Annotated in this window: 9 protein-coding genes; all 9 read left to right on the top strand. The window is 57.7% G+C overall.

The window, feature by feature from the left end:
* Positions 1-12 precede the first annotated feature (12 nt).
* The 9 genes from tssA to FHJ80_RS03715 are packed head-to-tail and all read left to right on the top strand — an operon-like array spanning position 13 to position 14,227.
* On the top strand, positions 13-1,473 hold the full coding sequence (tssA, locus tag FHJ80_RS03760) for a type VI secretion system protein TssA (protein ID WP_139525710.1): 1,461 nt from the start codon (positions 13-15) through the stop codon (positions 1,471-1,473).
* Between the two features lie 53 nt (positions 1,474-1,526).
* On the top strand, positions 1,527-5,162 hold the full coding sequence (tssM, locus tag FHJ80_RS03755; RefSeq protein ID WP_255303864.1) for a type VI secretion system membrane subunit TssM: 3,636 nt from the start codon (positions 1,527-1,529) through the stop codon (positions 5,160-5,162).
* Complete coding sequence (locus tag FHJ80_RS03750; protein WP_139525708.1) at positions 5,146-5,727, top strand: GNAT family N-acetyltransferase; 582 nt, start codon at positions 5,146-5,148, stop codon at positions 5,725-5,727. Before tssM ends, FHJ80_RS03750 begins: the two co-directional genes overlap by 17 nt.
* A gap of 38 nt (positions 5,728-5,765) precedes the next feature.
* A complete protein-coding gene (locus FHJ80_RS17365) occupies positions 5,766-6,650 on the top strand; it encodes a type VI secretion system PAAR protein (protein ID WP_196781560.1) in 885 nt (294 codons plus the stop codon).
* Positions 6,644-7,156: a hypothetical protein gene (locus FHJ80_RS03735; RefSeq protein WP_139525707.1), complete on the top strand. Its 513-nt coding sequence runs from the start codon at positions 6,644-6,646 to the stop codon at positions 7,154-7,156. The genes FHJ80_RS17365 and FHJ80_RS03735 overlap by 7 nt, the downstream gene beginning before the upstream one ends.
* A 4-nt stretch (positions 7,157-7,160) precedes the next feature.
* Positions 7,161-9,203: a type VI secretion system tip protein TssI/VgrG gene (tssI, locus tag FHJ80_RS03730; RefSeq protein WP_139525706.1), complete on the top strand. Its 2,043-nt coding sequence runs from the start codon at positions 7,161-7,163 to the stop codon at positions 9,201-9,203.
* Positions 9,204-10,130, top strand: coding sequence for a DUF4123 domain-containing protein (locus tag FHJ80_RS03725; RefSeq protein ID WP_139525705.1), 927 nt, complete (start codon positions 9,204-9,206; stop codon positions 10,128-10,130). It begins immediately after the preceding gene.
* Positions 10,123-13,491 carry a T6SS effector BTH_I2691 family protein gene (locus FHJ80_RS03720; protein ID WP_139525704.1) on the top strand — a complete coding sequence of 1,123 codons (3,369 nt, stop codon included), beginning with the start codon at positions 10,123-10,125 and terminating at the stop codon, positions 13,489-13,491. Before FHJ80_RS03725 ends, FHJ80_RS03720 begins: the two co-directional genes overlap by 8 nt.
* Positions 13,492-13,501: 10 nt before the next feature.
* A complete protein-coding gene (locus FHJ80_RS03715; RefSeq protein ID WP_139525703.1) occupies positions 13,502-14,227 on the top strand; it encodes a hypothetical protein in 726 nt (241 codons plus the stop codon).
* Positions 14,228-14,347: the final 120 nt, after the last annotated feature.

Genomic DNA, 14,347 nt, shown 5'->3' with positions numbered 1-14,347 from the left:
GAGCAACGAACGATGCGCATTACGTCAGAATCTCACCTGGAGCCAATACTGGCACCGCTTTCTGCAAACGCAGAGGGCGCGCTGGTGGGTGATCCGGTGGAGGATAGTCACGATTATCTCGCGCTCGATGAAGAGATGATGAAAGTGGGATCACTGCAGCACGCTCACGTCGAGTGGGAAACCTCGGAAAGCTTGGCCATTCGCATGTTGAGTGAACGAGGTAAAGACCTAAAAGTGGTGGGCCACCTGCTTCACTGCCTACAGCACGACGGCAATGGCGTTCGGTTTGCCCTTTCGCTGCGGTTGCTGGCACGCAGCATTGCCCAACCCTGGTGGGAGCATGCGTATCCTTTTACAGGGAAACGGGGTGAAAAGCTTCGCCCTCGACTGTTTCAGCAGTTCATGCAGCGCAGCGTCAAATTGTTGGCGGGGGTGGATTTCCAAAACGCCGATGATGAGTTCGAGGCTTGCCAAGCATCGCTGCAAGAGCTGCAGCACCAAGTGGCTGAGAAATCACTGCCGAGCGAGTCGCTGGAGGAGTTCAGTCGTCAACTGCTGGCGCTGCGTCCCGCAAAACAGCGGGTACCCACTGAGCCATCGGCACCGCCAAGCGCGGAGTCCTCTTCCACGGCACCGCGTCCGTCGGCAGGCGCAGCACCGGCGGCATCTTCTGCCCATAAAGCCCCCGAGCTGCGCCTGGAAGCGGGGAATGAGCGCGCCAACCGTCAAGCGCTGCTCAAAATGGCGGAGTTTCTCGGAGAGCAATCCATCGGTGAGCCGCTGGCGTATCGTCTGCGTCGCTATGCGGTGTGGAACACCATTCAAGCACTCCCGGCCGCAAAAGAGAACGGCAAGACCGAGCTGGCTCCCGTGTCTGCCGATAGGATCGCCGATTACCGCGAAGCGCTGGCAAAAGGCGGCGATCATGCACTTTGGCAGCGGATTGAAAATAGTTTGGCGCTCAGCCCCTATTGGCTCGAGGGCCATCGCATGAGCGCTGGCTTGGCGAAACAGCTCGGGCACCTACGCTGTGCCGAAGCGATTCGTGACGAGACGCAGCGCTTCGTCGAGCGGCTGCCGGGGATTGACGCGTTGACGTTCAACAACGGCGTGGCGTTTCTCGATGGGGAGACGGCGCGATGGGTTCAGAGTAGCCCAGGGAGTAGCGATGGCGCTGGGAGTGGAAACGATGCCTGGCAGTCGGGCTTGGAAGAAGCCCGGGAAACCATGGAAAACGGCGATGTAGGCGCGGCGCTCAAAATTTTGGATCAAGGCCTTAGCCGAGCGCGATCTCCGCGCGACAGCGCCTACTGGCGGTTGGCCAGTGCGGAGCTGCTGCAAGAGGCGGGTTTGGAAAGCCTCGCTCAGCAACACTACCAAACGCTGCACCAACTCGTGACGGCCCTTGCATTAGAGCAGTGGGAACCGGGCTTGGTGTCACGCCTGAAAGCGGCGATTCAAGAGACGCACTAACAACGGACATCATCAGAAGGGACGAGGGATAAAGGCTCATGTGGTCAACTTTCATGTCGAAACTAAGTCGCTGGGTGCCGGGGTTATCGCGGGCACAGTCAGCGCACAACCAAGCCAATGCGCACGGTAACAAAGCCAAAGGCTTGCTCAGGCTCTCTACGCTGCTGTGGTCGGTACTGCTGATCGTGCTGGTTGTCGCTATCTGGTGGTGGGGGCCAAGCTGGGAAGTGCGTGGCATGAGGCCGCTGGCACCGCTCACCAATCGCTTGTTGGCCACGCTGGCGGTCGTGACGGTAGCCGCCATTGTGTGGGGCGTTCGCCTCGCTCGCCGCCTGCGGGCATTGGACGAGCAGCGGCAGTTAGAGGAGGCGCGGCAGCAAGACCCCATCATGAGCCAAGTCGAGCGGCAGGAAGCGTCGCTCAATCGCGTGCTGAGTGAACTTACTGAGAGTTTGGGCGGCGGTGCTAACAGTCGGTATCGCTTGCCCTGGTACCTCGTCATGGGCGTAGAAAACGCGGGTAAGACCAGCCTGATCAACCGGTCTGGACAAAACTTTGCGCTCACCCATGTGATGAAGGCCTCGGGGCAGAGCAGCAAGCAAGGCCAGCTAGGCTTCGATTGGTGGATTGGCGATCAAGCGGTGTTGATCGACCCGGATGGTGAGCTATTGACCCAAGGCGCGATGGAAGAGGGCGAGCCCCAGGCGCTGCAGAGCCGGCTTTGGTACCACTTCGTGGGATGGCTCGAGCGCAACCGAGCCCAGCGACCGCTGGATGGTGTGGTGCTCGTATTGGATCTTGCTCGTTTGAGCCATGCCCAGGTCGCCGTTCGTAAAGCTTACGCGGCGCTGTTGCGCAGCCGGTTACGCGAGCTGATGGAGCGCCACGGCACGCGGCTGCCCGTTTACGTCACGTTCAGTAAGATGGATTTGTTGCACGGGTTCGATGATTTCTTCCGCCACTACTCGCGCACCGCTCGCAAAGCGCCACTCGGCTTCACCTTCACCCCTGCCTCTATGCATACGCCAGGCCAGTGGGAAGCCGAGTTCGAGGCGGATTACGACGCGATGTTGTCGCGCTTGAACCAGCTGTTACCGACGATGCTCTCCGAGTGTCGCGACCGCGAAGAGCGCGAATCGGTCTTCCGTTTTGTTCGCCAATTAGCAGGGTTGCGTGACGTGCTGCAGGGCTTTTTGACCGAAGCGCTCTCCAGCGACCGCTTTTCGACCGCCGCCATGGTGCGCGGCACCTACTTTACCTCGGTGTATCAGCAGGGCGTACCGGAAGACCCCTTCGTGGATGCAGCGGCGCGCCGTTACGGCATGGACGATAGCGTGCAGCCCGCGCATCGGGCCACCCGCAGTGCGCTGTACTTTACCGAAGAACTCTTCGAAAAGATCATTTATCCCGAGGCAGGGTTAGCGGGTGATAATGCTCGGGTGGCCCAGCGCCGCCAGCGTATGCGCACGCTCAGCCTCGTTGCCTGTTTGGTGATGGGAGTCGGTTTAGTCGGCGGCTGGGCGCATTTCTACCAGAAAAACAGCGTCTCGCTGGCGGCCGTGGAAGAGCGTGCCGAGACCTTCTTAGCGACCCAGCCAGAAGCGTTTCAAAGTGATGACCCTTCCGGGTATGAGTTATTGGAGCCCCTCGATCGGTTGCGCTACGCGCTGGAAACCTTCGAGGGCTACCAAACTCATACGCCCTATTTGGCGGACATGGGGTTGTATCAAGGGCATATCATCGGCGCGCAGGTCGAGCGAGCCTACCTAGCGATGCTCGAGCATCAGTTCTTGCCCGCTTTGATGATAGGCATCATGGATGACATGAACCGGGCCGAGCCGGGCAGCAATGCCAAGTTAGCGCTGCTGCGTGTGCTGCGGATGATGTCGGATGACAGCGGCCGTCAACCCGAACGTGTCGAGCGCTACATGGCCCAGCGCTGGCAGAGCTTCTTTCCCCAACAGGGCGATGTTCAGCAGCGGCTGCTCACTCACCTAGACTACGCCATGGCGCATAGTGACTTACAAGGGCGCATCGCGGCAGGCAGCCCCCGCGCCGAACAGGCCATGGCGCCGCTGCAAGGGAGCATTGCGGCGGCGCAAGAGGAGTTGGCACGCCAGCCTATCGATGAACGTGTTTATGCCGCGCTGAAGGCGGCAGGCAGCCGCCAGGGTGAACCGCTGGATCTACGCCGCAGCGTGGGCACGCTGTTCGATACGGTGTTCATGTCGCGCAATGACAATCCCGAACACGTTCAATTACCGCACCTAGTGACGCGCAATGGCTTCGAGAACTACTTTTTGCAAGAGCTAGACCGTGCCACCGAGCTGGCGCTGATCGACGCCTGGGTACTCGGCCAACGCGACGACATCGACTTTAGCGCCGCCGACCGTCAACAGTTGCAAGCGGCTCTACGAGAGCACTACGTAGCGGATTATCACGTCAGTTGGCGTGATGCCCTGCGCGACACGCAGCTGGTGCCGCTGCCCGATATTCGTCAAGCCATCGTCGTGGCCGATGCGCTCGTCGGCGCGCAGCGTCCGCTGGACCGGCTGTTGGATGCAGTGGCTCGCAATACCAGCCTGTACCCTGAGCTTCCCGTCGACGATGATCAGGCAAGAGAAGCACTAAGGCAGTCCCAGCGCTACCAGTTGGCGCTGGCCATCGAGCAGCCTTTCACGCCGATCAATCAGCTCAGTCAGGCGCGTAACGACAACCCCTCGTCGCTTGAGGAGATCAAGTCAGCCGTCACCGCACTGCGTGATTACCTGATGGATATAGAGGAGGCGAACGACTCAGGACGCGCTGCCTTCATTACCGTTCGTGACCGCCTCTCACTGCGTGGTAACGACCCTATCTACAACTTACAGCGGATAGCCGACAACACCCCCGAGCCAGTTGGCCGGATGCTGCATAACTTGGCCAACCAAAGCTGGGAACTGATGATGGTAAGCGCAACACGCCATCTTGAGAGCCAGTGGCTGGACGAAGTGGTGGCTCCCTATCAAGAGCGATTGGCGGGCCGCTACCCGCTGTCGCCCAGTGCGAATCGGGAAGTCGCGCTCAGTGATTTCGAAGCGTTCTTTGCGCCTAACGGCACCCTAGACGCGTTCTACCAGGACAGCCTCAAGCCCTTCATCGAAGGCGCGCCGGAGTACTTGGTCGATGCAGAAGGAAACTCCCTGCTGCGCGACAGCCTCTACACCGCTGTTCAGCAGGCCGAGCAGATTCGTCGCGCCTACTTTAGCCGCGACGGCGCGCTTGACGTGGAGTTTGCCCTAGAACCTGTCAGCTTAAGTCCCGACAAGCGGCGCAGCGTGATCAGTGTCGATGGTCAGCTCATTGAATACGCGCATAGTGCCAGCCAGCGGGTATCGATGATTTGGCCCAATGCACTGCGTAGCGGCACGGAAAGCCGCGTCACCATGGTACCCAGTGAAGTGAACCGTTCGCCGCGCAGCATTAGCCAGGAGGGTGCCTGGGCCTGGTTCCGCTTGCTTGAACAAGCGGATATCACCAGCGTCAGCGAGCGTGAGCTGGAACTGCGGTTCAACGTCGATGGTGGCAGCATGCGCTATCGCCTGTTCGCCGATAGCGCCCCCAATCCGTTTACTCGCCCGTTGGCTTCTGGTTTCCAGCTGCCCTCGGCGCTCTATGCAGAGCGGAGGGATGATGCTGACCAAACTTAAGCAGCTGTTCAGCGCGCAACCTTCCCCCAAACGGCCAGCACGACATGGGGGTAAACGCTCGCGCCCTCTGGAAGAAGCGCGACCAGAGGACATCGATCGCTTTATCGAGGCCGTTTACCAAGCCGATGCCAAAGGACACTCGCCGTGGCTGCTACGCGATGACAGCGCATTGGACACCTTGCGGCGGGCCTTGGAGTTCACCGTTCACCAAGGCCTTTGGCTTCAGCGCGAAGAGGGGCAAGTGGCCCGCTGGCAAGGGCGCTTGCTGGCCCTTCGTCATGGTGAGGGGCCGCCACTGGGTATGGTATTGGCTTGCCGTCCGGATGACGAAGCCGCCTGGCAGCTCCGTTTTTTCTACATTAGCAAAGAGTGGAAAGGAAGCGGCCATGGAACGCGCTTACTCAGGGCCGTCAGGCGGAGCTTGAGCGGCGTGCCGCTGCAGATACGCCTGCCGCTGACCTGCTACTCGGCTGTGGATAGCCTCGAAGCTGCAGGCTTCACGCGTCAATACGTCGATGCGTTCGAGGTGGCCACCTACGAAGCACCCGCCAAATGGGATGAATGATCGTCGGATAGCGTGACACAGGAAAAGGAGAACCAACGATGGGTCAAAAGTTCGTACTCGTGGGTGACATGGGCACCGATCATGACGGGTTCCCGCCCACCCCCGTCACCGCCGGGAGCGGCACGGTCATCATGGATGGCAAACCGGTCGCCCGCGTCGGCGACCCGCTGGAACCCCATGACAAGCCCAACCATCCACCCCACCCGCGCACGATTGCCCAGGGCTCAGGCTCCATACTGATCGACGGCAAACCCGCCGCGCTGACAGGCCACGCGGTGGATTGCGGCGGCGTTGTTATTGGTTCTGGCACAGGAGAAGGTGGGGATATAGTAGGTGGTTTTGTTAGCCATCCAAATGTCAGTGTGGTTAATACTTTCCCTGCTGAAGAGTTGGATGCAAGTGAGCATAATGCTTCAGGTGGAGTGGAATCCGTTACTTTGAGTCATGCGGGCGCAGCTTGGCTAAAAAGTGTTGAACAACTTCGCTTGACTCCTTACGACGATCAAAATGGAGCGAATATTGATCAGTGGGTTCCTGGAGCAACAATAGGTTATGGACATCTGATTTCACGGCAAGAATGGTCGATTTATCAGTCTGGCGTTACCGAAAGTCAAGCTGAACAATTATTTCAAGATGACTTAAAACCCTTCATTGAAATTGTAAAAAGTTCCATTGATGTCCCGCTTGAAACTCATGAATTCGATGCGGCTGTGATGCTTGCCTACAATATTGGTGTAGGTGGTTTTAGCTCATCGTCAGTAGTCAAACTGATTAATGATCCCCAGTCTGATACTCCTTATCATTCTCTTGAGGATGCTTGGAAAGCGTGGAATAAAACACAAGGACAGATTAGTCAAGGACTGATTAATCGACGAAATGCCGAGTGGGAAATGTTTTCAAGAGGAGTATATGAAAGATGGTGAATTTTTATAAGGCTGTTTTAGCTGCCAGCTTTTTTTTTGCGTCAGTTTTTCTTCATGTGGCTGCTTCAGAGGAAATATCTGATCAGGATTTTTACGGTACTTACTGTGTAACAGATGTAGAAAGGTATCGTGGTGGTTTGACAACCCGTGAGCAGGCATTGAGCAGGCAGCATGAGATCGTGCTGATTAGTGAGGATGAGTTTTCGCTCTGGGGCGAGGAAGTGTATGAAAGACCTCTCTATAGAATTGCTAAGCATCCTATTATGACCGAAGAGGGTGAGGTTCCCAATTATCAGCAAAGGTTTGGGAGTTTTTACGGTCATGGCGTGGAACGAGAGACGGTTGTAACGTTTCGAGCTTATAACGCTTCAGCCCCAAATGAAGGGTATGTATTCGAAGTGGTGGATCATCAATTATGGTTATTTCTAGATGGTTGGTTTTATAAGCTCGAGAAAAAAGATCTAAGTGGAGCAAGTAATTGCGATAGCGTAGCCAATCAAGGGTGAAAACATGTCTCTAAAATTTACACTTACGCTACCCGGCGTTGTCGACGTGGCCGTGATCGACTTCACCCATCGTGAAGCCCTCTCCCAGCCCTTCGAACTGACGCTGAACCTGGCCAGCCGTGACGGCAGCCTGGATGCCGCCGACCTGCTGGACCGCGAAGCGAGCCTCACTATTTGGCAGGATGGCGAGCCGCTGCGCCGTGTACACGGCATCATCAGCGAATTTGGCCGCGGCGACCGCGGCCACCGCCGCACGTTTTACTCGCTGGTGCTGCGCCCCGCCCTATGGCGGCTCTCGCTGCGCCACAACTCGCGCATCTTCCAAAAGGTCGACCCGCTGACCATCATCAATACCCTGTGCGACGAGCGGGGCATTACCGATGTGAGCTTTGCCGTGACTCGCGAGTTAGCCGAGCGCGAGTACTGCGTGCAGTACCGGGAAACCGACCTCGCCTTTATCGAGCGCCTCGCCGCGGAAGAAGGCTTGTTCTTCTTTCATGAATTTGAAGAGAGAGATGGGGGCGCCCACCGCTTGATCTTCGCCGATGACCCCAAGGTACTGACCAACGTCGGTGAGCGCACTTACCACAGCCGTGCAGGTGGCACCGCGCCTACGCGCCATGTGTGCAAGCTCAGCCAGACCGCTCGGGTAGCCGCCGCCACGGCGACGTTGAAGGACTACAGCTTCAAAAAACCCGCCTACGCCCAGCTACACGAGCACCTGGGCCGCGAGGTAGAAAGCCACGGCCAGCGGGACGACTACGAGCACTACGACTACCCCGGCCGCTACAAGCAGGACGCCTCCGGCAAGCCCTTCAGCCGTATCCGCCTGGAACAGCTGCGCCGGGAAACCACCACCGCCCACGCCGACAGCGACCTGCCCGAACTTGCTCCCGGGGTCCGCTTAACCCTCACCGACCACGACACCGACACCTTGAACCGCGACTGGCAAGCCATCGACGTGGTGCACTACGGTGAGCAGCCCCAGGCCCTGGAAGAGGATGGAGTGACCCAAGGGGATGCCAACGGCATGACCCGCTACTACAACCAGGTCACCCTCATCCCCGGCGATACCCCCTGGCGCGCCACACCCAATCCCAAACCTCGTGTCGATGGCCCGCAAGTCGCCTTCGTGGTGGGCCCAGAAGGTGAAGAGATCCACTGCGACGAGCACGGCCGGGTCAAGGTCCAGTTCCCCTGGGATCGCTACGCCGAACCCAACGACACCGCCAGCTGCTGGGTACGCGTGGCCCAGGGCTGGGCCGGCGGCGGTTACGGCAGTATCGCCATTCCGCGGATAGGTCACGAAGTCATCGTCTCCTTCCTGGAAGGCGACCCGGACCAGCCGTTGGTCACTGGGCGTACCTATCACGCAGTGAACACCGCCCCGTATCCGCTGCCGGAACACAAGACCCGCACGGTACTGCGCACCCAAAGCCACAAGGCGGAAGGCTTCAACGAGCTGCGCTTCGAAGACGAAGCAGGCGAAGAGCAGATCTGGCTCCACGCCCAGAAAGACCTGGAGCTGCTCACCCTCAACGACCGCACCGAAGAGATCCGCCACGACAGCCATCTCAAGGTGCACAACGACCGCATCAGCGAGATCGACAACGACGACCACCACACGGTGCACAATAACCGCCACACCCAAATCGATGGCGACGATCATTTACTCATTGATGGCACCCGCCACGAGAAGGTGGGCCAGTCGCAGTTGTTAGAAGCAGGACAGGAGATTCATCACAAAGCGGGCATGAAGGTGGTGATTGAAGCCGGTGCGGAAATCACCCTAAAAGCAGGCGGCAGTTTCCTCAAGATCGACCCCAGCGGCGTTACCCTGGTGGGCCCCCAGGTCAAGATCAATTCCGGCGGCAGCCCGGGTTCGGGGAGTGGACAAGCGGCGCAGGGGCCGAGGCTGCCCGAGGAGGCAGAGGCAGAAAGCCATCAGCCGGTTGCGCCCATTAACCGCCCGGCCCAGCTTAAAACGCTGCTCAAGGCACCGGCCCGCTGCGAGATTTGCGAAGATTCGAGCCAGGGAAATCGCTAGATGGAACGCCCCCAGAGAGTGACGCATGCATTGGTAGACGGCGTACGCTTCCCCAATGCGCTTCAGCGCTTATATCGCCGTGATGACCTTCGAGATATCGAACCACTCTACCTGATGACCCGCTGGTCATCGCTGGCCGAGCAGGGGCCTATTCTGGTGCATCTTAAGGGGGATGGCCTGTTAGGTGACGTGTGCGACAACGACGATGCCGAGCTATATCGGGCGCTGTCGTTCTTGAGTAGTCACGCCAGTATGAGGGAGTTGAGCCACCACCTGGCCCAGTTCGTGACGTTCAGTGTGGAAGGGCACGAGCAGTTGCTTCGCTTTGCGGACCCCCTGGTCACCCGTCACTGGCTGAGCAGTTATGGCGATACCTTGCCAGCTGAGCTGATGGGGCCCCTCGACACTTGGTGGGTGGCGGACTGGGCGCCTCTCTGGGCCGCACCTCGTACCGTGAGCTGGCAGACGTTCTGTGCTGGCCAGGCCTCCCTGCAAAATGGGTGGCAGCGCTCTTTTCCTCCCATGGGAAGCGCGCAGCTCGCCGCGCTGGATGCCGTCGATCGATGGCAGCTCAAAGAGCGCTTGGCGGATCATTTCAACCAGCACGCGGTGGCGTCGTGGTGTCAGTTGCCGTCGGCGGAGCGCGGGCAATGGCTCGATGATCGCCTGGACGATGCCATTGCGTGGGGGGCTCATACAGAACGGCAGTTGGCGATTTGGCTGAGCTTGAGCCTGGAGTGGGGTGAGCACTTCATGACCGAGCCGTATGGGCTCTATGCCCGCTGGTGGGCGCAACTGCCCGAGCCGAAGCCGCGCTCAAGGCAAGAGCAACTGTATGCATTGGATGCCTGGAGCCGAACTCAGGAAGCCACGCCACATGACCGAGCCCCGGCATCACTCTTGAACGACGAGGACACTCATGGATAACACGGATGCTCAGGCACGCAATGCCGCCTTCGATGAAACGCCCATTGGCGGCGGTGTGTGTCCTTTACTGCTGGATGTCACCCTGTTTCCCGTGCGCTATGCCATCGATGAAGCGCCTGAACAGGCGGGTGCTCCCCACCCTCACCCCTTGTCTGAACAGTGGCAAGGCCCCGGTTACCCGGCTATCGACACCCGTGGTTACACGCTGAGGCAGCTACGCGACGGGTGGCTTTACGTATGGGTTGAGGAAGATGGCGAGCAGCGGATCGACGAGTATGTCGTGGAAGGCGCCACGTTCAATGGTGAGCCGCACCTGACCTATTCGACGTGCAACGCTATCGCCCTGGCCTACTCTCCGGTGCAGTGGACCGAGCGTATTCGCGAGCACATGCTGGAAAACGCCGAGGCGCGCCAACGAACCATGCGCTCCGTGAACCTGATGTCGGCGATCAGTGACACCGCCGATGGCACCTCTCTCTCGGCCCATGTGGGTCCCTTGACCCAGTTGGCAGAGCACGTGGCGGATATCACGCCCAATGGTGCGGTGGATGGTTTTACCAGCACCACCGTCTCGACCATTGAGAGAGCCGAGACGGAGGATGCCAGTGATGGTGATGAGGAGAGTGTTGTCTATCCGCTGTTGGCCGTAAAACCCGAGATCACCCAGGACAGCGTGCTGGCCGCCGTGGACAACCATGACGAAGCCTTGTTCGTCGCGTTGGATGACGATTTGGGTATCGTTAATGATCTGACGATGGCCTTGGTGGGACGGCAGCTTGAGTTAGAAGCCTTTCTGGAAGAGCACGGCCATCAACTTGAAATCGCTCAAGTCGTCAAAGCGCTGTGTCTGATCGATATTGACGACCTGATCAGTGACGACGTTCGCCAGGATCCTGAGCGTTATCGAGACATCATGCTCAAGACCGGTGAATTGCTCGATGCCATGAAAAATGTCACCAATGGGACAGATCATACCCTGCTTCGTAGAGAGCAACGCGTCACGCAACTGCGTGAGGAGTTGATCGCGCTGGGCATGCCGACGCCACCGGACCGTCATAGCCCGCTCTACGAAGAGTGGCATGGAAAAGAACTGCCACGTTTGGATGTCAGGCTGGAGGAGGCCATTGCGTTTCTGGCCGAAAAAGCACCACCGCTCGAACGCTTGCAAGCCCATATCGACAACAGCCTGGCCGATTTGACGGTGTGGCTCGAACGGCTTCCCCTCTCAGCTCAATCGCTGTGTTTCGATACCGTCGATGCCGAGCAAAACCGAGCGATGCACGAATGGGGGTGCATGGTCGTCGAAGTGCTAGGTGCCACGCAGGTTGGCCGTGCATGGCTGGATGATACGTTTCACAACCGTGATTCATTGATCGGCGTGGCGATGAGCAACTTCGACCCGGCCCTTGCCGAAGCTCTCGACACCATTGCGCGTCACTTCATTGCGCAAGGCACCGAGGATGGTCAGCCCGCTGATAGTGGTGTCACAGCGACAGGGGTCGTCAGCCAAGCCAATGCCGCGCTGGGCGTGCTCTCGCTGGAAGAAGTACAACGCCACCCGGCCTATCAAGCGCTTGCCCCGCATGTTCAGGAGGCGTTCGATACCCTTCGCAGCGAGGTCAGCAGCGCCTCCAAAAAGCTTTGGGAAACGGTTGGTTACCAGTTTCTGCCCTCGTTGAGCGCCAAGGGGCAAGTGTCCATGGAGAAAGCCGCCAGAGCCTTGGTGCACTCCATGATGGTGGTCATGGTCCACCCGGACGTAGCCGCTACTGACATTACGATCGATCTCGATTACGAAGCCAGGCATCGCGAATGGCGGGAGCAGGCATGGCGACTCACTGGCGAAATTCGCACGGAAGAGTTACGCAGCCGCCGTGAAGGCCAGAGTGCCCAACAGCGCACCGCCAGTAGCCAACGACTGGAGGCATTAGAGCAGCAACGCTACGAACACGCCTTCAACGAACCCAAGCGTATCACGGCTAACGAGGGAGCTGGAGGTGGGGCTGTCGATCAAAGCGCAGCAGGCAACCAGACCCGAGCCAGCAACCTCACCAGTGCGGGCTATTACGAACTGCGTGAACAACACCGTGTGAAATTGGCCAGTGGTGCCAGTGCCGCACGCCGCCACATGGCAAACCGTGTAGAGCAGTTAGGCGGTGGTCTGGCGCTATTGATCGCAGGGTTGAACCTCTACAACTTCATCGATGCCGCTCGCACCGCCCAAAAGGAAGGTGTGGATGAGGAAGGCATGCGCCAACTGGCCGCGACCACGGGGGCTGCGACGGTGGCTGTCATGAGTTTGTGGGTCATGCCGTTTTGGAACAAGTATGCGAAGCAGCAATTCAGGCTATCAGGAAATATGAAAGCGGTGGCAGGAGCTGGTGTTTCTAAATGGAGTGCCTCACCAAATAACGCCCAGGCTGCACGACTTGCTGCTAAATTGGCTACCCGCATGGCGGGGCTATCAGCTATTGGGGCAATTGCTGCTGGTTTGGAGGCGTATCAAAGCTATCGTGATTTAGGGAAGGCGACAAGTGGTCAAGAGCAATTGGCGCTTGCTGTAAAAATGTTAGCGGGAGTAGCTATTACCACTACGGCTGTTTTTCAGCTTGGTGGTGCTGCTTTGGGTCGCTGGTTTGCATTTGCCTGGATACTAGGCCCTAAGGTTACGATCGCCCTGTTTGCTGCGGGTGTCGTTCATCTAATCGCCTCTCACTTTGCTGCACGCTATAACCGTGAGGGGGTGCGGGGGTGGCTATATACCAGTACGTGGGGCAATGGAGAATTGGCATGGGAAGCCAGTGATGAGGGGCATAAGAGCGAGTGGCAGGCCTTGATGGAGATTCTGCTTCAGCCCACTGTGAAGCTCACCAGTGTCACTGATCTGGAGTTTGACACATCCAACATGAGTTATTACGGGACGGGCAAAATGAGCAGTACGTATCAGGGCTGCTGGGTGCAAATCGCCTTTCCCGCTGTGCTGGCGGGTGAAACCGTCAAGCTATCCGAAAATGCCCGCGGCGGATTCTGGGCACCTGCCAGCAGTTATGAACAAAGCCCCACCCAACAAGGTGAACGGGGGGCCGTGCTACCCGCCGACGCTGGCTATGACACTGGCGATGTACGCGTATGGCAAGCCTGGATTCCCGCCAGTGAGCAGGCTGAGCGCGAGCCGTTTGTAATGACAGTGAATTATGCAGAGACGCTGCTCGCATCATCAGAAAGCAGCCTAGGCTTTACCTTTTACAAGCCGAATGCCGCCCGAGGCAAAAAAGAGATCGAGCCCAATAGCGAAGAAGGCCAAGGTATCAGCCTGCCCGCCCGCTTTGACATCACGGTACCCATGAGTTTAGAAGAGTAAGGATATTGATATGTGGTTTGTACAACCCAAACAGGACTATGTCTCTCAGATACCATGGAAGTATGGGGATGAGCCTGCCGTAATGAGCTGGCAGATTAGAGCGCGTAACTATAATGTTTTTGTGGCTAATATTTTGTTTTGTGTATTTTTTGTGATTTGTTTGGTTTCAGCCTATTTGTCTTCATTTGCAGGGGGGGGCTTGCTATCTAGGACTCTGATTGGAGGGGGAATGTTTGTTTTGTTAATATTGATTGCTATGAGTATGACCCACCAGACTACCATTCTTGTCTACCGCTTTACAGATAAATATGCAGAGGAGTGTTCCTGGAAACCCCAGATGGAGTCTGTGAAACCATTTTTGAAATGGTCGGCTATTATTTTGATGCCGATTGTTCTGGTGCTGATTCTCATGGACCCCTCGCTGCTCATTACCAGCCTAGGGCCGCTGGCAATGGGCTTTGCGGCCTGGATGATGGGGACATCAAAAGGCTATCAAGCGCTGCATGGAATGCAACACCACGACTACGATTGGCGTAAAGCTGACAAAATTTACCTTTATCCGGGAAGAGATATCATTGGTTTGAATGTGCCTTGGTATCACCCTGAAATGGACGAGATGATACCGGAAGGTATCCGGGAGATTTATTGCAAGGAAGGTGAGCGCGATAAAGTGTTGAGTTTTTTGACAAGTAACCTTCCGGATATCGAAGTTGTAGAAGAAAAGTTTCATCTGTGACGGTGGGGTGTATACGTGATTAAGAGCGTGAGCTCGATTGTAAAGAGTAGATCTCATGAATCACCATAGGAATACCTATATCATGCCAAGCGCAACTAATGTGGCGCTTGGCATATGCCG

This window comes from Halomonas sp. BL6 (assembly GCF_006228115.1).
In the GTDB taxonomy this organism is placed as follows: domain Bacteria; phylum Pseudomonadota; class Gammaproteobacteria; order Pseudomonadales; family Halomonadaceae; genus Vreelandella; species Vreelandella piezotolerans.
The sequence above is the reverse complement of the archived record's forward strand: the minus strand, read 5'-3'. Positions and strand labels throughout refer to the sequence as shown.